Raw genomic sequence first — 22,176 nt, 5'->3', positions numbered from 1 at the left:
TAACTGCCAAATGTTATGGTGGGGATATTTCTAGGAAACGTAAATTACTCGAAAAGCAGAAAAAAGGTAAGAAGAAAATGCGTCAATTTGGGAAAATAGAAGTTCCACAAAGGGCTTTTCTTGATGTCTTAAAACTTGATTAAATAAGCGGCTTTTGTAGAAAACAGAAAGGGGAAAATGCACAGGCATTTTCCCCTTTTCCATTTTTGGTATGTTGTGAGGCTGAAGTATAAGCTCTTCTACTCCGGCCACTCTCAAATTTTGGTTAATACATACTTCGGCTACGCGTTTGCGTGGCATAAGAAGCTAGCACCAACCCTCCGCCTAGAAAAAAGGCTGCAGAAATAATGTAAAGAACGATCATAATTGTACGTTTTCTCAAGTAAAAAAATAATTAAAACGCACATGTTCAAAACGGGACATAAAACACATGGAGCAGCAAAAGCTGCTCAGAAAAACAATCTTAAATAACTAGGGATGAGTGTTAGATAATTAATGCAGAACAAAAAAAATCTAACTAGTTGCTAACTAAAGTAATAGGGTAAGTAGTACAAAAGCTAAGTTAATCAAAAATTGGAGAATAGAGAGCTGCACGACAAAAAAAATAAATATTTTAAATGTTCTTCACGAAAATTTTACAAATGCCCATTCACAGTAAGCATGTTTACGTTTGGGTGATCTGACCCTCCAAGGTTCTCTTCCGTAATATTGATACTTTCTGCATGAGCTATATAGGTAATACTAATGAGTTCTTGACTTTGCGGCGGGATTAGACCAATGCTGATCATCTCTCCGTCTACATCAGCCCATACTTGGTACTGTTTCCCCTTGGGTAGCGTAGGAAGTTTAGTAGGGTCTATCCAACCCTCTTTTAGGGTAGGATTCCAATGTGCTAATGCAAAAAAGTCAGGAGCTATAGTTGTTCCTGACAGGAGAATTGCTGCTGTATGAGGATGGTTAATCTTCTCTAGTATTAATTGCTGAGCGTGCACTTTGCTTTGAGAGGCTTGGCAATAGGTTTTCAAAGCAGCATATTCAGCCTCCACTTGCATGATGGCTTTTCCTTGTTGTTGATTCGTGCGGAAAAAGAAAAAAGAAAGACCTAACAATCCCACTATTGCTAAGCGTGACCAATTAAAGTTACCTGTAATACCTCTTGCTGACTTAGACGAACCACTAGGAGACGGGGGCTGCTGAGGTTTTGGAGGAGAAATGGATTGCTGCATGGCATATTGCTGCATGGCTTGATGTAGGACGTTGACTTCTGAATTTAACTCAGGAAATACCTCTAGGTATTGCTGTACAATCTGATCTTCCTCCGAAGAAGTCAATCCAAGTACATATTGTTCTAATAGCCCTGAGTTCAAAAACTGTTCCTTATCCATACATTACTTATTCGCAATAAGCTAAATCCAGGTAGGAGAAGAAAACCAATAAAACGGTTTCCCCTGACAACCACTCAATTCGAAACAGAGCCGATAAGGTATTGTTCTAATAATCAATAAATTTATTTTACAAGGAAATCTTAGAATTGGATAAGCTACTCTTTTTCTACAGAGGATAAGGCCTTGGGGGGAGGAGCTTTTTTAGGGATAGTAGACTTAGGTGGAGAAAGGTCTCTTTTTATGGTATTCCAGTTGATAAGGATTACCCCTGTAGCAAGGATGCCCAGTAAGAGGAATTCGTTGGTAGTCATAGCGATAGTTGGCTTTGGGATATTCGAAAATAGGGTGCCTTAAATGTGTTGTTTCATGGGGTTCGCTTATGTTTTGCAAAGTTAAGGGATTTATTGGTAAAAGGAAAATCAAGGATATTTAGCACTGGAAAATGATGATTAAAAAAGATAAATAAGTAGATGCTTATTTCTACCAATAAAGAATTGCTCGGTGAGAGAATAAGGTGTTCAAAATGTCGATTTTGCATTTTTAAAGAAATTATATTTTGAATATGATAAAAATCACTGTTAATTCAGAATTAAATTTTTAAAAACATTGATTTTTAATGATTTCTCCCATATCTTTGCCACAGCAAATAAAGAGGATCGATTTCCTTGTCTTTTACTTATAAACATTCCATAAAAGGGATTTCCATGAAAGTTCGCGTATCTATCATCGTATTCTTACTGGCAGCAACCACAATTCACCTTAGCGCTCAACAAGTGAAAATTAAGCCTGGGCAGGTGCAAGTAGGTTTTGGCATTGGGTTGGTGCCTACTTATGTTGCTGATGCAACTAGCACTATTGTGCCTCCGATTAGCACACAAGTAGATGTTTTTCTTAGCCCTAATTTCTCTTTGGGAGCATACGTTGCTTATTCTAAAGTAAATGGTGAAAGTGTTTATCCCAATGCTGGCCTGGTTGAGACATTCGTAAACGAAACCTGGATGGCTGGTATCCGCACGACAATGCATAGCAACGATCTCAATGACTGGCGGGTATACGGCGGCTTTACTATAGGTGCTAGTCTGCCCTCTATTGATAAAACAGTACAGTTATTGCCTGGAGAAATCCAGCGTGATGATGAATTACCTTCATTCTCTCGTCCTGGTGAAAATGGTTTCCTCTTTAGTGGTTTTGTGGGAACTCGTCGCTACATCACTGAAAACTGGAGCGCTTACGGAGAAGTAGGTTTTGGTATTTCTTTGGTAAATGTTGGATTGTCCTATAAGTTCTAAGAGAGAGCAGGATGATTTTCCTCTTATATTTGGGGCATAAAAAATACTGTTACCATGGATTTATCCCTTATACCGCATTTGAAGCACCTTTCTTCAGGGAACTTTTTTCTGATTGCCGGACCTTGTGCTATCGAAGGTGAAGAAATGGCAATGTCAATTGCTGAAAAAGTTTCGGGTTTATGCAACCGCCTTGAGATTCCTTACATATTTAAAGGGTCTTATCGCAAAGCAAACCGCTCGAGGATAGATTCTTTTACCGGTATAGGTGATGAAAAGGCACTGAAGATTTTACGCAAAGTTCGCGAAGAGTTTGGGGTACCTGTTACAACTGATATCCATACAGAGCAGGAAGCAGCTTTAGCCGCAGAATACGTAGATATTTTGCAAATACCAGCCTTTCTTTGTCGGCAAACGAGCTTATTAGTTGCTGCTGCTGAAACAGGTAAGGTTGTTAACGTGAAGAAAGGTCAGTTTTTGAGCCCGGATGCAATGCGCTTTGCGCAAGAAAAAGTCCTTGAAAGTGGTAATGAAAAAATTATCCTTACGGAGAGAGGTACTACTTTTGGTTATCAGGATTTGGTTATTGACTTCAGAGGAATCCCAACTATGCAGTCGTTTGGAGCTAAAGTAGTTTTAGATTGTACTCATTCTTTGCAGCAACCTAATCAGGCCAGTGGTGTAACGGGTGGGCAGCCAGCTTTGATTGGAGCAGTAGCTCGTGCAGGGATTGCAGTAGGTGTGGACGGGTTGTTCATTGAAACACACCCAGAACCTGCTAAAGCCAAAAGTGATGGTGCAAATATGTTGCCATTAGAACAGTTAGAAGATTTACTAAAAAAACTAGTAATGATTCGGTCTGCCATTAAATAAGTTGATTTTTTTCGATTTGTGACTTGTTTGTTTGGTTTTTTCTTGTTTTTGTGGTATAAAACCACTATATTATACATCAGTTGATCAGGTGAGAATGCCTGGTTGTTTTTTGATCAAACTACACTTAAATATTATGAAAAGATCCCGTACCACTCTTGTCGCGTTATTATTGGTGACTGCGGCGGGCCTTTTCGCCCAAACCGTAGAGAAAACGTTTGTGCGTTCTTTCAATCTTCAAGGAGCTCAGGAAGCTGTACTACAGATTGAAGGACCGGTAGATGTGCAAACTTGGAGCCAGTCGATTACTAGAATCCAAATGACGGTTGGTATAGAACGAGGTTCAGAGTCAATGTTGCGTTCATTGGCGCAAGCTGGTCGCTACAATCTAAAAGGCCAGTTAGATAATGACCAGTACTTTATTTCTGTGCCTGGGCTTGAAAGAGAAGTGCTCGTAAACGGCCAAGCGCTTGCCGAAAATATTAGTTATGTAATCTTTGTCCCTGAAGATGTACGTATAAACATAGAAAACAGTACGTCTGCTGCTGGGTTTTAATAACAATTTAGCTTAATAAGACGTTCTTTGCTGTGGGTTATCTTTCAATGATGGAGGATAACCCACAGTGTTTTATGTCAAGTTACCTTTATGAGAAATATTCGCGGTACACTCCTTTTGTTGGGATTTTCTTTTTTATTGCAAAGTGTAGTAACAGCGCAAATCCATGATCGTTTACACTGGGTCTTTCCAGTAGATTCTGTAGATCAGGTTGACTTTGATTTGGTTGATCCTTTTGTCGTAGATAATTGGGATGGTAATCAAATCATGGTTACTTCAGAGATTACGGTCTATAATGCCACCAAAGGGATCATGAAATTCTTCATCGAAGAAAACAAACGTTGGGAGATCATTGATACATTGCAAAATGGTATCCTTACGATTGATTCTTATCAGTCGAGAAGAGCCCCTATTCAGTCAGGAGGGGAAGAGTGCTACGAGATTGTGAAGGTGAAAGTATTCTTACCTTCTGATTATATGCGAAAAGCAGATAGTGAAAGTTGGATACGTAAAAAAGAGGAAGAAGAAAGCCAAGAATAGTTATTTTTGCATTTATTTTTTCGGATAAATACCGAACATGCCTAAGATAGTAGAAGTAAAATTGCCACCTTCTGAGCTAGAACAAGAAGGGGTGCTCCGTAAGCGTCTGCTCAAACAGTTGCGTTGCGAAGAAAAAGACTTGAAAAGTTTTCGCGTAATTCGTCGAAGTGTGGATGCCCGTGGGCGGCAGCCATTGTTCCTATTGCGCATTGAAGCTTATATCAACGAGACCTACCAAGCAGAGCCTGCTTTGCTTGATCAACTTAAGGTCGTTGAAGAATCTCCAGAAGTAATTATTGTGGGTGCCGGTCCTGCCGGAATGTTTGCTGCACTAGAGCTCATAGAATGTGGCTTGAAGCCTATCATTTTAGAACGAGGCAAAGATGTAAGAGCCCGTCGTAAGGATTTGCGTGCCATTCAGCAGTTCGGTGAAGTCAACCCTCATTCTAATTATTGTTTTGGAGAAGGAGGTGCAGGTACTTACTCCGATGGTAAGCTGTATACCCGTTCCCACAAAAGAGGAAATATAGAAAAGGCATTGCGCCTTTTTGTGGAACATGGGGCTACCAGCGATATTCTCGTTGATGCGCACCCCCATATTGGTTCCAATAAACTTCCAAATATTGTGGCAAATATTCGAGAGACTATTATTCAGTATGGTGGTGAAGTGCGTTTTGAGAATCATGTAACCGACTTCATTATGGAAGATGGTGCCATGAAAGGAGTGGTTGTAAATGAACAGGAAGAACTGCGTGCTAAAGCGGTCATTCTTGCAACAGGCCATTCTGCAAGGGATATTTTTTATTTACTGGATCAGCGTGGTATTCATATAGAGGCTAAGCCTTTTGCCCTAGGAGTACGTATTGAGCATCCACAGCCTTTGATTGATAAAATTCAATACGGTAAACCAGAACGGGATAGAAACCTACCTGCTTCTAGTTATCGTTTGGCTTGCCAGGTTAAAAATCGAGGCGTATTTAGTTTCTGTATGTGCCCTGGTGGCTTAGTTGTTCCGGCAGCAACTGCACCGGGGGAGTTGGTCGTTAATGGCATGAGTATGAGTCGACGTGATTCTCCTTATGCTAATTCAGGGACTGTTGTGTCGGTAGAAGTAGAGGATTTGGCACCATTTGCTAAACAGGGAGTATTTGCTGGTTTAGCTTTTCAAGAAGCAGTAGAGAAAAAGTTTTTCCAATACGGAACAGGTGGACAACAAGCTCCGGCCCTTCGTTTGCCAGATTTTGTACATCGAAAGGTTTCTGCTAATTTACCTGGTAGCTCGTATATTCCTGGCCTTTATGCTGCACCAGTACACGATTTGTTGCCGAAAAGCATCTACGGAAGACTACAAGAAGGAGTGCAAATATTTGGCCGAAAAATGAAAGGCTATTATACTGAAGAGGCTACTGTTATTGGGACTGAAAGCCGTACAAGCTCACCCATTAAGATTCCTCGCTCCCGTGAAACTTATATGCACGAGCAAACGTCGGGCCTTTTCCCCTGTGGAGAAGGTGCTGGTTATGCAGGAGGTATTATTTCTGCGGCTATGGATGGCCAAAATGTAGCACAGGCGGTTGCTCGATTCTATCAATAAAAATAATAAATTGAGATAAAGAAGAATGGAATTAATGAAAGGCATATCGTTAGTTGTATGTCCTGTATGGGGTGTCAACAGAATGCTGTTTTTATTTTATTCCTCTTACTTTAGACTTCTTATACTATAAATATGAAACACATTTTTGATTTATTAGGCCGCCTGTTTTTGTCTTTCATTTTCTTCTATGAGGCTTATGATTCCATTAAGTTTTTCAAAGAGACCAAGGTGTTGATGTCGGATTATGGACTTACGTGGCGTCAGGATTTATTACTGTACGGAGCTATTTTTTGTTTGATTCTAGGAGGAACACTTATTTTGACGGGTTATCGCGCAAAGTTGGGGACTTTCCTGCTGTTGTTGTATTGGGTGCCAGTAACCTTTATTGTTCATGATTTTTGGAATATGCCAGATCCAGAACACCGTATAGAAGGGATTCATTTTATGAAAAATATGGCCATCATTGGAGGCTTGTTGATGGTGTTTGCTAATGGGGTCGGGAAGTACGGAATCAAGCGTTTGTTTGCGACCTCGAGGGTGAGAAACGTATAATAAGTAAGACACTTTGAGTTAGCGTACTTAAAGCTTTAATTTATCATTTTATGGATCAGCAATTTCTTCATCAACTTTTTCAACTGCATGCCTCAACATCCCGCGTACCTTCCTCTGAAGCGGTTTGTACTTGGTTGGATAACCTATTAGGCCTGCTTTTTCCAGAATTAGCTAAACAACGTTTTCCTTCGCAGCGAACTTTTGAGCACGAATTCTCTATTGTTCGGCATCGTTTGTTTGCGATCTTGGAGGTGTTAGAAGAAGATTTGACTGCTTCTCCGACAGAGATCGAGGAGTCTTTTATGGAGGTGTTGCCACATGTACACCGCTTGTTGGAAGCTGATGCACAAGCAATTTTTGCAGGAGATCCGGCTGCAAATAGCTTGCGAGAAGTGATTCGTACTTATCCCGGTTTTTACGCTATAGCTGTTTACCGACTGGCCCATGAATTTTGCCAACTGGGTGTTCCTCTTATCCCACGTATTCTTTCGGAACATGCACATACACTTACAGGGGTAGATATTCATCCATCCGCAAAAATTGGTGAGCGTTTTTGTATTGACCACGGCACTGGTATTGTCATCGGTGAAACGGTAGACATAGGAAGAGATGTGAAAATCTATCAAGGAGTAACACTGGGGGCATTAAGTGTAAAAAAAGATCTTGCGATGACCAAACGCCACCCCACGATTGGTGACAATGTAGTCATCTATGCTGGAGCCACTATTTTAGGAGGAGATACGGTGATTGGAGAAGGTGCTGTTATCGGCGGAAATACCTGGATTGTGAAAAGTGTGGACCCAGGCAGTAGAGTCTATTATCGTGGGTAATAAAACAGGGTAGAGCCATTACTATGTAACGGCTCTACCCTCTATAATTATATTACAGCGATCTAAATTTTAGTTTCCGTTTACACGATTACGTTCTGTGTCGGAAGAAGACTCGCGTCTTTCGCGACTTTTAAGACTTTGGTTACCAAAGTTGTACGTTACTCGGGCGTTAAAGACGGGGGCTTCCCAGCTGCTGGTGAGGTCAAAATCAAGATTGGCATAGTCCACTCGTCCTTCGAAAAATTTCTGAACAATACCATCAACACTCAGTTGAACACGTAATTTGTTGTCGAAAAATTTCTTCTGTATACCAGCGTCTAAACCGTAGAAGGTCTCGTGTCTAATAATACCATCTAGGCCTGCACCTTGCATCCATCCAGTTACTTCCAATTTCCAATCTTGAGGGAGGCTTACATTTACTTGCAGAAATGCATTTGTTGTCCACTGATTTTGGAGGTAATCGGCATTGAGGTATTCTGCTTGATAATCATGGTAGAATACCATTATTCCACCATAACCAGAAATAGGCTTGGCAATAAAATCAAGTGGGAAAAACAAACTACCACCGTAGCGGATGTACTTGTCAAGGTTGATATCCGTTTGAAAAGCTTCTCCCGTTTCATCGTTTTGTTCAATGACTTCGGTGAGTACATCCTTGGTGTAATCATAAGACAAGTTAAAGAAAGGTTGTTTTTCGTAGGTCAATGAGAACTGCCCAGTGTGAGTGAGTTCAGGTACCAGGAAGGGGTTGCCCTTAGAGAAAGTCAATGGATCGAGATAGCTTACAAAAGGATTAAGGTCAAAATAGCCAGGCCGTTCAATCCGGTAGCTATAGGAGATGCTTGTTCCTAGCGGCCCTATGAAAGGAGTGGTCAGGCTCAAGCTGGGGAAAACCTTTGCGATATTAAGGTTGATCGTACTGTCCAATGTTGCACTGTAGCCAGAGGCTTGAGAATCTTCGTAACGCAGCCCGAAATTGGCATCATACTCTCCTTTGGTATAAGACAGGTTAACGTAGGCGGCGTATATATCTTCTTCATAATTAAACTTGTTTGACAATAATGGATCATTCACCCATTCGTTATTCTGCCTTACAGTAGCCAGTAATTCGTTGTCGAGACGTGTTGCACTCAACTTTGCGCCGGCCTCAAACCGCATTTGATCGTTTAGGGGGAGTTTGTAGTCGAGTTGGGTAGCGTAGATACGGGTGTTGGCTGGCGTCTGATTCTGACGGTCATCGAAATTTTCGCCAGTCGTCATCAGCATATCAGTAACTTCACGGCGGTAATCAGCCATGTTGATATCAAAATTGAGTTCCTGGCCGGTTGTGTCAATCTGCCAACGGTAGAAAGCATCGGTAGTATAAGAGCGCCAAAAGCGATCCTGCATATTGCGAGTGGTGAATTTGTCCAATTCATTCCCTTCGTTGCTTAGTATAGTAGTGGTGTTTTCACTGGTACGATCATTGTCACTGCGATAGGAATTAAGGGAGATTCCTACGCGATGATTTGCATTGATGTCATAATCTGCCCCCATATTTAAATACAAAGAGTGCGGATTCCCTGGTTCGTAGTTGTTTTGTACATAGGTGCGATCTTCCAGAACACGGGTGAGGTCCAGTCGCTCAATCCAGGTACGATTATTGTAACCTGTAGCGAAGGTGAGGTTCCATGGACCAGTACGGTGATTAAGGTTGGTGCCAATGCGGTATTTGGCGAGTTCTCCATAACCAAAACCAGCCGTTACACTTCCGTTTGTTCCGTACAGCGCATTTTTCTTTAGGATGATGTTGATGATTCCCCCCGTACCTTCTGCATCATAGGCCGCACCAGGCTGGGTGACGACTTCAATTTTAGAGATATTGTCAGCGGGCATTTCGTTGAGCACGGATTGGATATCCATGTATTTAGTTGGCCGACCATCGATGAGGATGGTTACACCGTTGCGTCCTGCCATAGAGACGCGGTCATTAACGACAACTAAACCAGGAACTTTTTTAAGTAAGTCGGTAACGCTGCCTCCTTGGCCAGTAATGCTTTGGTCAACATTTACGACTAACTTACCTGCTCTTTGTTCCAGTAAGGGTTTTCGTGCTACGACTTCCACTGCATCAAGAACGGTAGCCATCACTTCCAACGTAATGACTGGCAAAATCTTTTTTTCTTTATTTGCTAAAGAAAAAGGAGCGGTGAAATGATCGTCATAACCAATGCCGGTAACCTTGATCAGGTATTCTCCTTCGTCGAGAGAGCGAAATTCATAGCTACCATCCTCTTCGGATAGCTCCATTTTGACGAGGGAGGAATCAGTGGCTTGTAACAGTAGGACGTTGGCGAAATCAGCAGCCTTTCCTTCCTGGTTTAGGAGTTGGCCAGTAATGTTACCGGATTGAGCCATAAGGGCACAACTAAACATGCCAGCGACCATGAGGCCGAAAAGTCGGGTGTAATAAGTCATAACAGTCGGTTTTCAATTTTTCCTTACTCGACTGTGGTTGATCGAGTAAGATTTTTATATGTCAGGTGAACTATTTAAGGGGGCCGGGCGTCAATGAGTATAGATTCTCAGTCAATTCATAACAAAGATGCTAGTGGTGTCGGTATACCACTATTTTTTTCGCTAAAAGGAAGGAAAAAGTGGATGAATCGGCTGACAATCGTCCTGAATATTTGCTTCGGTATCAATATCCCTACTCGTATAGGTAGGTAACTGTAGGCAAAGACAAATTGGGATTAGGATAGTTGCAATTTTGTTTTGATTGTGTATGATCAATCTCTGAGAGTTATTAACCGTACATTGTTTAATTACCCCGGAGGGGGTGAGTACGTTCAAAAAAAATATGGTTTTCTATGGCAAACATTATAGATTTAATTGGGAAAACCCCGCTGGTAGAAATTACGTCGATCATCCAGAAGCCAGGTGTACGTATATTTGGAAAACTGGAGGGGCAAAACCCTGGCGGGAGTGTGAAAGATCGTGCAGCTTATGGGATGATCAGGGGAGCTCTTGATCGTGGGGAGTTACGTGAAGGGATGAGGTTGGTTGAAGCAACGAGCGGGAATACAGGGATTGCATTGGCTATGATCGCTCGGGTATTTGGTATTCCTATTACCTTGGTTATGCCTGAAAACTCTACGATCGAACGAGTACAAACCATGGAAGCTTACGGTGCTGAAGTAATTCTAACTCCGGCGAAGAAGACGATAGAATACAGCCGTGAATATGCCGAAGAGCTAGCTCAGGGGAGTGACTATCTAATGCTTAATCAATTCGCTAATAGTGACAATTGGGGTGCACATTACCGTTCTACAGGTCCTGAAATTTGGCGCGATACAGCAGGGCAGGTTACCCACTTTGTTAGTAGTATGGGAACGACGGGCACTATTATGGGGACCTCTCGGTATCTGAAAGAACAGGATGAGAACATTCAGATAGTAGGTGTGCAGCCTACCGATGGCTCGAGAATCCCTGGTATTCGCCGCTGGTCGCCGGAATTTTTACCTGCAATTTATGAGTCGGAACGTGTTGATCAAATTATTGACGTAAGTCAAGAGGAAGCTCAATTGACCATGCGTCGCCTCGCGCAGGAAGAGGCTATCTTTAGCGGGATGAGCAGTGGAGGAGCAGTAGCTGCCGCTGCGAAACTAGCCGGGACTTTAGAAGAGGGCCTGATAGTGTGTATTATTTGTGACCGAGGTGATCGATACCTGTCAAGTGGTGTTTTCTCATAAAGGATATTTGGGGAAGTAGTTGGTATAGGGCCCTCAAGTGGGAGGGTCCCACCCATTTGTCCGATCCGCCAAACCGCCCCGAAGCCAAATGACTATATAGGGCGTGCGCTATCATCTGCTTCTTCTGGAGAAGCAGCCAGCAACCGCAAAAAAACCTTCGATTTTCCCTGTTGACCGCAGGAGTGTTGACCTCTGATTTGTACAGATAGTTGTCATTTTACCTGTAGCTTCTGTAAAGGTAGTTAAAATTGTGATATTTTTAATTAAAATGTTTGTTTTGTTTTAAAATAAAACATTTACTTAATCAAGTACTTCAACGCTGGTGCTCTCTCTACCATCTGCTTAATCAACTTCTTTAGATTAGAACTTTTTTGCTCGTCATTGCTGTATTTGTTGTTTAGGTGCTGAATGATATCTGCAAATTCCTCTTTTTTAAGATGGCCTTCTTTTAGTTGAGCTAAGCCAATAAATAAAGGGATCGTCGCTTGGTAATTAGCGTTGTTCTCGTATTTTTTATCTCTTTGTAGGAGCCGGTATTTGTGTTCTGTTTTCAATACTTTGTCATATTTTTCCTGATGGAGTAGGGATTCCAGGTAAACGGAAAAAAACAAATGCCAGCGATAGCGAAGGACTTCTTTTGCGTAGGCCCGAAGGAAAATATTGCCATAGCTTTCTGCATTTTGGAATAGGCCGTTTTTGTTGAGGGCTTCCATATAAAAAGCAACAAAGCCAATGCGATTATGGAAATTGGTAGTTTTTTTAACCGCAGGTGCAGCTTTTTTCATTAGCTCCAACGCTTCTTCATTGCGTTTTAATCGAAGTAATACAGCGCATAGATTGTTGACATACAATGGATAGTCGTGGTTTTGCGCGCGAATACTCAGGTAGCCAAAGTAGACAGCTTGATCGTACTCCCGGTAGTGGGAGTGGAGCATGAGTTGAGTATTGTAATAATTGAGCAGCAGCCGTCGCGAGTAATAGGTGCCTGCCAGAAATTGCTTTTCCAGATAGGCGAATTTTTCCCGGAGGAGGTCATATTTACGGTAGTTGTAACAAAGAAAGGTCAAACGGAGTAGGGCAAGGTACCGCAAGTGCCAGTCAAGTTGTTCATTGTGAAAAACAGTAGCAAGCCATTGTTCCCATTGTCTGGATTCCGCCTGTTGGCCATCGTATTGGCCTACAATGTCTAGCGTTGCTTTGTGGAGTTGTTCGTGAATTTCTTTCGATTCCGTGTAGGTGTCTTTGTGCCTTTGTAGGTATTCATCAACGAGCTGATGGTCGTGGTAGCGTAGCCTGATGAGTAAAAATTGTCGATAGTGTTCGGCCAGTTCGTAAAAGGTGTTGAAGTAAACGGGTTGTTGGTTTGTACGAATCAGTTTGAGCAAGCGTTTCTCCTGCTCGATAAGGATATTGTCTGTAAGGATCTGCTGTTCAGTTGTCAGCATCCACTTTAATTGTTCATCAACATCGGTACTGCGTAACCGGTCTTCAATCCAATTCTGTAGGTGGTTGTATTTTCTTTTGTCAATACTGAGGTCATATTCGGTAAATTGATCAATGTGATGAGCATTGTGGTCAATGCGTTGCAAAATCAGCAGGCGTTCTTTGTCCTCAAAACGCTGTACGGAAAGTAAGTACTGCGTTTCATGTGGCAGTAAAGTATTGGTGAAAGCCGTAAATTTGCTGAGTTTGCTACGCATGGAATGAATTTATATTCTTACACCGCCATCTACACTATAGGTTGCTCCGGTAATGAAAGATGCTTCCTCCGAGGCCAGAAAGGCATAAAGATTAGCAACTTCAGCGGGGGTGCCTAAACGGTTGAGTGGTGTTTTGGCTCGGAAGCCGTCAAGGATGCTTTCTGGGATGGTGTTGACCATTTCGGTCGCGATAAAACCAGGAGCTACTGCATTAACCGTTACACCTCGTCGGCCAAATTCTCTCGCCCAGACTTTGGTTAGGCCAATGACGGCGGCCTTGGTGGCTACGTAGTTACTCTGCCCGAAATTACCTTGAATACCTACTACAGAAGAGGCGTTGACAATACGGCCGTAAGTTGCTTCTTTCATGTAAGGATATACAGCTTGTGTACAGTTGAAAACGCCAGTGAGGTTGACGTCCAGTACTTGTTGCCACTGTTCTAGGGTCGTTTTTTGTAAGGTAGCATCTCTAGTGATTCCTGCATTGTTGATCAGAATATCAATTTGACCGAAAGCTTCATATACGGCTTTAGCTGTGGCACTTACTGCTGCGGCATCTACCGTGTTTACCTGAAAGAAATGCACGGTATGTCCTTCGGTTTGTAGTTCCTGTGCGAATGCTTCTCCCTTTTCAGCGTTGATGTCCCAAATAGCTATTTTTGCACCTTCTTGGACAAATTTGAGGGTGGTGGCTTTACCAATTCCCTGGGCACCGCCAGTAATAATGGCTACTCTATCTTTTAGTCGCATGAATTATTCTGTTTTATGTTTCTCTAATTTTTTCTCTGACGACATAAAATGTCAGAGAATTCTCAAATTTAGGTGCTGAAAAGGAAGGCCTTCTATACTGTAAAGTAATTTTTTGCATTGACTTTTGTGGTTTTTAGAGGTGAAATGTTTTATAAAAGTCTATTTATTAAGTATTTATATGTCTTTTAAACTAATATTGACTTTTGAGTTTTGATTTTGTGTATGCCTTATTCGCCTAATTTTATATGGGTAAAAATTTATTTCTCGTAATAAAACAATCGTTTATGCTCATTCGATGGACTGTTTTTTTTATTCTAATTGGCCTGTCCTCTTTCCTTTTTGGGCAGGACTTATCAAGTAAAGACCCTGTTATGGAAAGTTGGAAGTATGTATATCCCGTAAAAGAAGCTACCCTTTTTGATAGCCTTCAAATTGCCTATGTAGAGGAAGGTCAGGGGCCAGTCTTGTTATTTATACATGGGCTAGGTAGCAATCTGCAAGCATGGTATAAGAACCTTGATAGCCTGCAACTGACTCATCGTTGTATTGCTTTAGATCTTCCGGGGTATGGCAAGTCTGACGATGGAAAGCACCCTTATAGCATGGATTTTTTTGCAGAGACGATAGCGGCCTTTATTACCCAGCTGGAATTAAAAGAGGTGACCTTGGTAGGGCATAGTATGGGAGGGCAAATAGCCATACATACGGTGCTGAAAAATACAGAAGAGATTACTCGACTGGTTTTGGTGGCTCCTGCTGGCTTCGAAACTTTTACTCCCGAGCAGCAGCAGTGGTTTGCAACTTTCGTAACTCCGACAGTGGTCAAAGCGACCCCCGATGCTCAGATTATTCGAAATTTTGAGATGAACTTTTTCGATATGCCGGAGGATGCTCGCTTTATGATTGCGGACCGGATGGTCTTGAAAGCCTCGCCAGCTTATGATGCATACTGTGAAATGATTCCACAATGTGTGAATGCTATGTTGACAGAGTCTGTTTTTGATCGATTATCGGAAATACAGTTGCCAGCGCTCGTTGTTTTTGGTGAAAATGATGGCTTAATTCCCAATAAGTTTTTACATCCAGGGCTTAGTGTTCGAGAGGTCGCTGAGGCTGGAGTCGGTGAAATTCCACAAGCGCAACTTGCAATTTTACCTTCGGCGGGGCACTTCGTTCAATGGGAGCAAGCTGCTGAATTGAATAATCTTATTTCTGCTTTTACGGTCAAATGAGTAAAGTTAGTTGATAAAGTCAATGCTTATTTTTGTGTAATTAAATATCTGTAAATGAGTGTGTTAAAAAGGGGCAGGTGAGGTTTTATTGGTTTCGGTCAATGGTTTTTGAAAATCCACAGAGGATTTAAAAGCAATAAGGCTTCTCTAAATTCACCACCAGAATAAAAGTTCTTCTTTTGCTATTCCTGTAGAACAGGGTTTTATCACAAGGGGATTTTTAGTGGAATAATTTCGTAAGTCTTTAAATACTTGAGCTTCATGAAAAGAATATTTACGCTTTTGATCTTTTGTGGCGCTGCCCTCTATGCTATGGGGCAAAAAGCCACGATATCCGGACAAGTGACGGATGATGAAGGAACGGCACTCATTGGTGCAAACCTTACGGTGCAAGGGAATCCAGCGGGAGCTGTAACAGACATTGACGGCAACTATGAAATGATGGTTGATCCAGGAACCTACAAAGTGACAGCCAGCTATATTGGCTTCCGAGACGAAGTAGAGGAAATTACAGTGAGTGCCAATGAAAAGGTTACCCTTAATTTTCGGCTAGGTGTAGGTACTGATCTGGATATGGTGGTGGTTTCCGGTAGCCGGCGACCCGAAAAATTGACAGAAAGTGCAGCAACTATTGAAACGATTTTCGCGCGCGAAATCGAACAATTTGCAGGAAGCCCTGCTGAATTGGTTGCCCGCCAAAAAGGGGTAGAATATTTCCGTGCGGGTATTGCTGCACCAGCTTTTAACATTCGTGGATTCAATTCCAACTTTAACTCCAAAAACCTGCAGGTTACCGATAGCCGCTTCTCTAGCTTAGTGGCTACCGGCCTGCCTTTGGGGCCATTGAATACGACTATTAAAGAGGATATTGAAAGGGTGGAGATCATTCTTGGTCCCAACTCAACGCTTTATGGTCCGAATGCACACAATGGATTATTGAATATCATTACCAAAGATCCTCGTACTTCTGCGGGTACGACTATCGCTTTGAATGCTGGTGTAAGTGGTGACGGCGATCCATTATACTCTGCTCGTGTACGTCATGCGCAAGTCGTTAGTGATAAGTTTGCTTTCAAACTGATGGGCGAATACTCAGCTGCTACAGAATTTGATTTTGCGGATTCTGTTTACATCGACCGCCAGGATGCTAATGGTAATTTGATTGGTTCTGCCGACTACGCTGGCCCGGATGGAGTCAAAGAAGGTTGGGAAGAACTCGAACTCAATCCAGATGTGAACGCTACTCGCTTGGAAGGTGCGTTTTACTTTACCCCAAAAGAAGATTTCGATATCATTCTTAACACGGGTTACAGCAACAGCAACTACCTTTCACCTACCAATGTAGGACGAAATCAGATCATCGATTGGCAGATTTTCTACACCCAGCTACGGCTGAATTTCAAGAATTTCTTCATTCAGTCTGTTTATACGCAAAGTAAAACGGATGACACTTACTCGATTGATGATCGTACGAAAGCTTACTACACGGGTATCGATGTACTAGGCTTAAGTGATGCCGAAGCACGAGGTGCACAGTCTTACTCTACGGGTGCTATTTTCAAAGATGCCTCTGATCGTTGGAACTCAGAAATTCAATACAACAACCGCTTTGGTAGCCTGGAGTTGATCGCTGGTGCCCAGTGGCAGCAGGATCGCGCTAATAGCCTCGGTACTTACTTGATTGAAAATGAACTCAATGAATATTACAATGGAGAAGATATTGTAGTGAATCAGTACGGTGGTTATGCTCACCTGACTTACGATTTCAACCGTGGTTGGAAAGCTTTGGCAGCGGCACGTGCCGATTATCATGATGTGTACGAGTTTAACTTTGTACCTAAGTTTGGTCTACTGAAAATTGGAGATATGGGAACTTGGCGCCTGACCTACGGACAGGGTATCGCTTCCCCTACGATCCTCAATATGTTTGGCAACCTGTTTAACGGCTTGATCCTCGGAAACGCTGAAGGTTTTGACCTTGTAGGGGGTGGCCGTCTGGAAGCTCAAAAAGTTGAGAGACTGCAAACCTTTGAGTTAGGTTACCGTGGTCAATTGAAAAAGAACAAGCTCTTCATTGACGCCAATACGTACTACAATATCAGTGAAGATTTCCTCAGCCCTGTAACTACTTTCTTTGCAACCAGCCGTGGTAAAACCCCACTACGTGAAGTACAGGCTGATGCCTTGTATGACCTTTACGCGTCTATTGGCTTAGAGGGACTTGTAGCGACTTACGTGAATTTTGGTAAGGTGAATACCTACGGTTTTGACTTGAATCTGAATTACTACATTACGCCAGAATTGAATGCTTACGTCAACTATTCGTACTTCGATTATACGTTTGATGAAGACGATCTGGCTAATGACTTTGATCGTAACGGTACGGTTAACTTCCTGGATATTTTGGTAAATGCGCCTAATAATCGCTTCGGCTTGGGACTCAACTACAATGGAGATAAATTTTACGGTGGAGCTTATGGCCGCTACGTAGAAAAATACAACTATTTCTCTAGCTTCCAAATTGCTTCTGAAACGCTGACCGATGACGATGGCAACCCGTTGACTTGGAGAGGCACGCCAATTGTAGAGGATTCCAGAGGGACAGATTCGTACAATTATGGCCCTCTTGGTGGGTTCTTTACCCTTGACCTGAACGTAGGTTACCATATTACGGATAACTTCCGGGTGAATTTGTCTGCGGTTAATCTGTTCAATCAGGAGTTACGTGAATTTACAGCAGCAGCGCCTACTCGCGGTATTTATACCCTAGAATTGGTATACAATATTCCGGCGAAGAAATAAACTGATGTGGAAAGATAGCTTGTGGGGAGCGAAGGAACAGCACGAAAATAAAANNTTTCACAATAGTTGAATAAGCGTTTCATTTCAAGCGTTTTAACTATTTGGAAAACTTGCGAAAAATCGCAGTTTATTTTCTGCGCAATACAAAGCCATAAAAAGACTTGCTCTCCGCAATGCACTTTCTCCCTAAACAAAAGACATGACACTGGCCTGGATACTCTTCGCTATTTACCTTCTTGGCACCGCTTACCTTGGTTGGTTAGGGCACCGGAAGACCGATGACTTCGGAAGTTTTGCGATTGGAAAAGGTGATTTGTCTCCTGTTCAGGTGGGCGTTACTCTTGCGGCAGCGACGGCTTCAGCAGCCACCTTTATTATCAATCCGGGCTTTGTCTATGTTGATGGCTTGGCTGGGTTTATGCATCTGGGAATCAGTGTTTACCTAGGGTTTGTGACCATGTTGTGTGTACTTTCCTTTAAGTTTCGCCGTATTGGCGAAGCAGCTGGGGCACTGACGATTCCGGACTGGATAGGGAAACGATATGGCTCCAAAGACTTCTCGCTGTATTTTGCGGTAATCAATCTCTTAGCAGTAGCTTTTGTGGTTTTGCTGGTAGGTGGGATTTCGATTGTTATGCAAAAGTTGCTGGGGGTATCCAATGTAGTGGCGCTGGTGATTACACTGGTTTTCGTAACGGGTTACGTGCTTTATGGAGGAACTTATGCCCACGTTTTTACCAATATGTTCCAAGGTTTTCTAATGATTATCGTGAGCGCATTGGTACTGTGGAGTGGCCTGAAATTATACCTGGAAGGTGGCGATATAACCGCCGTTTTACAAGCCAAAGACGCTAATTTACTCGCTTGGGTCAATCCAGAAAGTAAATTGTTCAACGATTGGTTTTCTACGTATGTTGCTGGTTTTCTGATCGGGGGAGCATTGGTGTGCCAACCACACATCCTTACGAAAGCGCTTTACGTGAAATCAGATAAAGCAGTACTGCGATACATTCTGGTTTTTAGTGTTGTGTTTTTGCTCTTTTCCCTTTTGCTACTGGCCGGTTTTTGGGCACACGTAGCGGTACCTCCCGAAGCCCTTATGGATGCGACGACAGGGGCTTTTCGCCAAGATTTAGTGATGACGGTTTACTTGCAACAGGTCTTTCCAGACTGGCTATTTACGATCGTAAGTGTGGTCTTGTTGGCTGCGGCTATGTCTACGCTGGATGGTTTACTGGTGGGGATTTCAACGATAACCGCTAATGATTTGGTGCTCAATATCTTTTCCAGAGGTAAGAGCGCCCGTAATCCCAAAGAACAAATGCGACTCGCTATGCGTGCCGGTCATCTGGTGCTAATAATAATGGCGGTTGCGGTATTCCTGGTGGCGCTTTATCCCCCAAAGTTGCTGGGGATTTTTGGCCAAGTAGGGGTCTACGGACTTGTACTGGCTGCCGTGCCGCCATTACTTGCTGGGGTGTTGTATCAAACCCCAAATTTGCGACTGGTATGGGCCATGTCTATAGTAGCGCTAACTATTCACTTTGGTTTATTTTTTTTCGGAGAACAGCTGTTTCCAACGAGTACATTGGCTTTTGCCAACCCTGGTTTGACCGCTGCCTTCGCTATAATTTTCAGTGTCTTTCCGACACTAATTGGACATCAATTTTTAAAAAAGTCAGAGGTAAAGAATTAGTAACGTGCTTGGAATTAGTAACAGGTAAGCGATTACCTGTTGCTTTCCAAAATGTCTTTAGCTATTCCTTACTTCTCTAAATATATATCATGCGCAACGCGACCATTGCCGCCTGCGGTGCTTACGCTCCTGAACGGGTTGTTCCTAACAAATATTTCGATGAGTTGCTAGGCGTTGACGTCAGTACCTGGTTGGAAGAAAATGTAAAAATCTACGAACGCCGCTGGTGTGCTGCCGATGAAAGTACGGCTGATCTTGCCGAAAAAGCAGCTTTGCAAACCCTTGATCGGGCAGGCGTAACCGCCAGCGAATTGGATTTGATTATTATCTCAACGGATACACCAGAATTTGTATCCCCTTCTACGGCTTCGGTCGTACAGCATCGTATTGGGGCCAATCGGGCAGGGACCTTTGATATCAATACGGCCTGTGCAGGATTTGTGACCGCACTGGATATTGGTGCTAAGTATATCCGGGCGGATGAGCACTACAAAAACGTACTGATTATTGGCGCTTACGCCATGAGCAAGTACCTGAATATGGAGGACAAAAAGACAGTCACCCTCTTTGCCGATGGTGCTGGTGCTGTACTTCTTCAGGCGACGGAACAAGAGGGCTTGGGCTTCCTTTCTAGCGAACTTATCACCAAAGGTGAATACAACGAATGGATGGGTATCTATGGCGGAGGCACTCACCAGCCTGTTAATGCGGAGATGATAGATCGGCATGAACACCAACTACAGTTTGTCCGTAAGTTTCCCAAAGAATTAAATCCCCAAATTTGGAGCCAAATGATTCGCACCCTTGGAGAACGGACGACCACTTCAGTGGAAAAGGTAGATCAGTTTTTTATCACCCAAATCAACATTAATGCGATTTGGGAAACGCTAGACCTTCTGGAGGTTCCAAGGGAACGGGCGCATACCATTATGCATCATTATGGTTACACGGGTTCAGCTTGTATTCCTATGGCCTTTAACGATGCTTGGGAAAAAGAGTTGGTAAAATCTGGCGATCTGGTGTATTTTGTCGGCTCTGGCGGTGGACTAGCCTTTGCAAGTGCAGCGTTTCAGCTTTAAGTGGTTTAATGTAAATATGGAGTTAATGCACCAACATGATTGGACGGCGAAATGGGCCAAGTATCAACCTCAGAAAGTAGCCGTAAAAGCTCACGCTAGCAAGCAAAGCTTAACTTACGGCGAGCTAAACCGCTTGGGGAATCGCCTGGCTTATTATTTTCAAAATACGCTAGAGCTACAAAAAGGGGAGAGGATTGCGGTGCTGTCTGAAACCAGCCTGGAATACATTTTACTGTTTGTAGCAGCCCAGAAAACTGGTCTTATTCTGGTTCCCCTCAACTATCGTTTGGCTAATAAGGAGATTGATTACCTATTGGTGAATGCTCGTCCGGCAATGGTTATTGCAGAAGAACGTTTTGGGGCTAACATGCGACAATGTGCTACGGCAAATAGCATCGTTCATCAATGGTCAATCGAGGCTTTGGCCAGTTACTGTGATAAAACGACCATCAAGCCAGAAGATGCGCTGAACCCTGTTGTAGAAATAGCAGGAGATGATCCTGTATTTATCCTTTATACTTCAGGGACTACGGGGTTTCCGAAAGGCGCTATTTATACCCATAAAATGTTGTTCTGGAACAGCATCAATACTTCGTTGTCATTGCTGGTAAATACGGAAAGCCGTACGGTAAATTGCATGCCACCTTTCCATACCGGTGGATGGAATGTGCTCACGACCCCTTTCTTACATCATGGCGGTTATAGTTGTTTGTTAAAGAAGTTTGAACCTGCAACCGTTCTGGAGTTATTGGAAAAAGAGCGGGCTACCGTTTTTATGGGTGTACCCACAATGCTGAAAATGATGGCAGACGAACCGGCTTTTGAAAAGACCGATTTTAGCCATTTACACTATATTATTGTTGGGGGCGAACCTATGCCCATTCCGCTTATTGAGCGCTGGCAAGCGCAGGGAGTCCCCATTCGGCAAGGGTACGGTATGACGGAAGTGGGGCCCAATCTTACGAGCCTACACCAAGATGATGCTATCCGTAAAAAAGGCTCGATAGGGAGAGCTAATTTTTATGTAGAAACAAAAATCGTAGACGAGCAGGGAGAAGAAGTACCGCCTAACAATGGTGGTGAATTGCTCCTTCGTGGCCCCATGGTTACTCCCGGTTATTGGGAACAGCCCGAAGCGACGAGCAAGGCTATTGTAGATGGATGGTTCCACACAGGTGACCGTGTCCGTGAGGATGAAGATGGCTATTTTTATGTGGAAGATCGCATCAAGAATATGTTTATTTCTGGTGGTGAAAACGTGTATCCTGCTGAAGTAGAGCGGGTGTTATTGAATCACCCTGCGATTGCGGAGACGGTCGTCATTGGGGTACCCGATGCGAAGTGGGGCGAAGTAGGATGTGCTTTTGTAGTGCTAAATGTTGATGATGAGGTGGATAAAGTAACTTTAAGTGATTACTGTAGGGAGCAACTCGCAAAATTCAAGGTGCCGAAGTTTTTCCGCTTTCTGGAGGAGCTGCCCAAGAATGATACTGGGAAAATTGATCGGAAAGTGCTCAAGGGGCTTTGGTTTTTTTGACCACCAAAGGCATCGGAGATTTTTGAACCATATGAG

19 protein-coding genes are annotated in these 22,176 nt (G+C 43.0%); 14 read left to right on the top strand and 5 right to left on the bottom strand.

Annotated features, from left to right (window positions below; translation table 11 throughout):
* Window positions 1–143, top strand: a 143-nt coding sequence (locus ACRBG0_RS10945) for a hypothetical protein (protein ID WP_431486931.1), incomplete at its 5' end; no start/stop codon positions are given.
* 492 nt (window positions 144–635) lie between these two features.
* On the opposite strand, the gene ACRBG0_RS10940 is transcribed toward ACRBG0_RS10945, so the two are convergent.
* Together ACRBG0_RS10940 and ACRBG0_RS10935 are read right to left on the bottom strand one after the other, a co-directional pair.
* Window positions 636–1,385, bottom strand: a complete 750-nt coding sequence (locus ACRBG0_RS10940; RefSeq protein WP_431486930.1) for an anti-sigma factor domain-containing protein — start codon at window positions 1,383–1,385, stop codon at window positions 636–638.
* A gap of 155 nt (window positions 1,386–1,540) precedes the next feature.
* Window positions 1,541–1,696 carry a hypothetical protein gene (locus ACRBG0_RS10935; protein WP_431486929.1) on the bottom strand — a complete coding sequence of 52 codons (156 nt, stop codon included), beginning with the start codon at window positions 1,694–1,696 and terminating at the stop codon, window positions 1,541–1,543.
* Window positions 1,697–2,089: 393 nt separating this feature from the next.
* On the opposite strand from ACRBG0_RS10935, the gene ACRBG0_RS10930 reads away from it, so the two are divergent.
* The 7 genes from ACRBG0_RS10930 to ACRBG0_RS10900 all read left to right on the top strand — a co-directional run bounded on the left by ACRBG0_RS10930 (window position 2,090) and on the right by ACRBG0_RS10900 (window position 7,613).
* Window positions 2,090–2,674, top strand: a complete 585-nt coding sequence (locus ACRBG0_RS10930; protein WP_431486928.1) for a hypothetical protein — start codon at window positions 2,090–2,092, stop codon at window positions 2,672–2,674.
* A 54-nt stretch (window positions 2,675–2,728) separates the two neighbouring features.
* Window positions 2,729–3,544 carry a 3-deoxy-8-phosphooctulonate synthase gene (gene kdsA / locus ACRBG0_RS10925; RefSeq protein ID WP_431486927.1) on the top strand — a complete coding sequence of 272 codons (816 nt, stop codon included), beginning with the start codon at window positions 2,729–2,731 and terminating at the stop codon, window positions 3,542–3,544.
* A 133-nt stretch (window positions 3,545–3,677) separates the two neighbouring features.
* On the top strand, window positions 3,678–4,097 hold the full coding sequence (locus tag ACRBG0_RS10920; protein ID WP_431486926.1) for a hypothetical protein: 420 nt from the start codon (window positions 3,678–3,680) through the stop codon (window positions 4,095–4,097).
* 90 nt (window positions 4,098–4,187) lie between these two features.
* Window positions 4,188–4,637, top strand: a complete 450-nt coding sequence (locus tag ACRBG0_RS10915; protein ID WP_431486925.1) for a hypothetical protein — start codon at window positions 4,188–4,190, stop codon at window positions 4,635–4,637.
* Window positions 4,638–4,674: 37 nt separating this feature from the next.
* Window positions 4,675–6,231 carry an NAD(P)/FAD-dependent oxidoreductase gene (locus ACRBG0_RS10910; protein ID WP_431486924.1) on the top strand — a complete coding sequence of 519 codons (1,557 nt, stop codon included), beginning with the start codon at window positions 4,675–4,677 and terminating at the stop codon, window positions 6,229–6,231.
* Between the two features lie 132 nt (window positions 6,232–6,363).
* A complete protein-coding gene (locus tag ACRBG0_RS10905) occupies window positions 6,364–6,783 on the top strand; it encodes a DoxX family protein (RefSeq protein WP_020534420.1) in 420 nt (139 codons plus the stop codon).
* 50 nt (window positions 6,784–6,833) lie between these two features.
* On the top strand, window positions 6,834–7,613 hold the full coding sequence (locus tag ACRBG0_RS10900) for a serine O-acetyltransferase (protein ID WP_431486923.1): 780 nt from the start codon (window positions 6,834–6,836) through the stop codon (window positions 7,611–7,613).
* 69 nt (window positions 7,614–7,682) lie between these two features.
* On the opposite strand, the gene ACRBG0_RS10895 is transcribed toward ACRBG0_RS10900, so the two are convergent.
* Window positions 7,683–10,070, bottom strand: a complete 2,388-nt coding sequence (locus ACRBG0_RS10895) for an outer membrane beta-barrel protein (protein ID WP_431486922.1) — start codon at window positions 10,068–10,070, stop codon at window positions 7,683–7,685.
* A 392-nt stretch (window positions 10,071–10,462) separates the two neighbouring features.
* Between ACRBG0_RS10895 and cysM the strand changes: the two genes are divergently transcribed.
* On the top strand, window positions 10,463–11,344 hold the full coding sequence (cysM, locus tag ACRBG0_RS10890) for a cysteine synthase CysM (protein ID WP_431486921.1): 882 nt from the start codon (window positions 10,463–10,465) through the stop codon (window positions 11,342–11,344).
* A 296-nt stretch (window positions 11,345–11,640) separates the two neighbouring features.
* Here the strand turns inward: cysM and ACRBG0_RS10885 are convergent, their stop codons facing one another.
* Both ACRBG0_RS10885 and fabG read right to left on the bottom strand, forming a co-directional pair.
* Window positions 11,641–13,044, bottom strand: a complete 1,404-nt coding sequence (locus tag ACRBG0_RS10885) for a hypothetical protein (RefSeq protein WP_431486920.1) — start codon at window positions 13,042–13,044, stop codon at window positions 11,641–11,643.
* Between the two features lie 9 nt (window positions 13,045–13,053).
* Window positions 13,054–13,794, bottom strand: a complete 741-nt coding sequence (fabG, locus tag ACRBG0_RS10880; RefSeq protein ID WP_431486919.1) for a 3-oxoacyl-ACP reductase FabG — start codon at window positions 13,792–13,794, stop codon at window positions 13,054–13,056.
* A 284-nt stretch (window positions 13,795–14,078) separates the two neighbouring features.
* Here fabG and ACRBG0_RS10875 point away from each other — a divergent pair, with 284 nt between their 5' ends.
* The 5 genes from ACRBG0_RS10875 (at window position 14,079) to ACRBG0_RS10855 (ending at window position 22,140) form a co-directional block, all read left to right on the top strand.
* On the top strand, window positions 14,079–15,026 hold the full coding sequence (locus tag ACRBG0_RS10875) for an alpha/beta fold hydrolase (protein WP_431486918.1): 948 nt from the start codon (window positions 14,079–14,081) through the stop codon (window positions 15,024–15,026).
* A gap of 261 nt (window positions 15,027–15,287) precedes the next feature.
* Window positions 15,288–17,828: a TonB-dependent receptor gene (locus ACRBG0_RS10870; protein WP_431486917.1), complete on the top strand. Its 2,541-nt coding sequence runs from the start codon at window positions 15,288–15,290 to the stop codon at window positions 17,826–17,828.
* Window positions 17,829–18,027: 199 nt separating this feature from the next.
* Window positions 18,028–19,524: a sodium:solute symporter family transporter gene (locus ACRBG0_RS10865; RefSeq protein ID WP_431486916.1), complete on the top strand. Its 1,497-nt coding sequence runs from the start codon at window positions 18,028–18,030 to the stop codon at window positions 19,522–19,524.
* An 89-nt stretch (window positions 19,525–19,613) separates the two neighbouring features.
* Window positions 19,614–20,603 carry a 3-oxoacyl-ACP synthase III family protein gene (locus ACRBG0_RS10860; protein ID WP_431486915.1) on the top strand — a complete coding sequence of 330 codons (990 nt, stop codon included), beginning with the start codon at window positions 19,614–19,616 and terminating at the stop codon, window positions 20,601–20,603.
* 25 nt (window positions 20,604–20,628) lie between these two features.
* Window positions 20,629–22,140 (top strand): class I adenylate-forming enzyme family protein, encoded by a 1,512-nt coding sequence (locus ACRBG0_RS10855; protein WP_431486914.1) that lies wholly within the window; start codon window positions 20,629–20,631, stop codon window positions 22,138–22,140.
* Window positions 22,141–22,176: the final 36 nt, after the last annotated feature.

The organism is Lewinella sp., from assembly GCF_050633125.1.
Taxonomy (GTDB): Bacteria; Bacteroidota; Bacteroidia; order Chitinophagales; family Saprospiraceae; genus Lewinella.
This window is presented reverse-complemented; position numbering and strand designations above follow the sequence as displayed.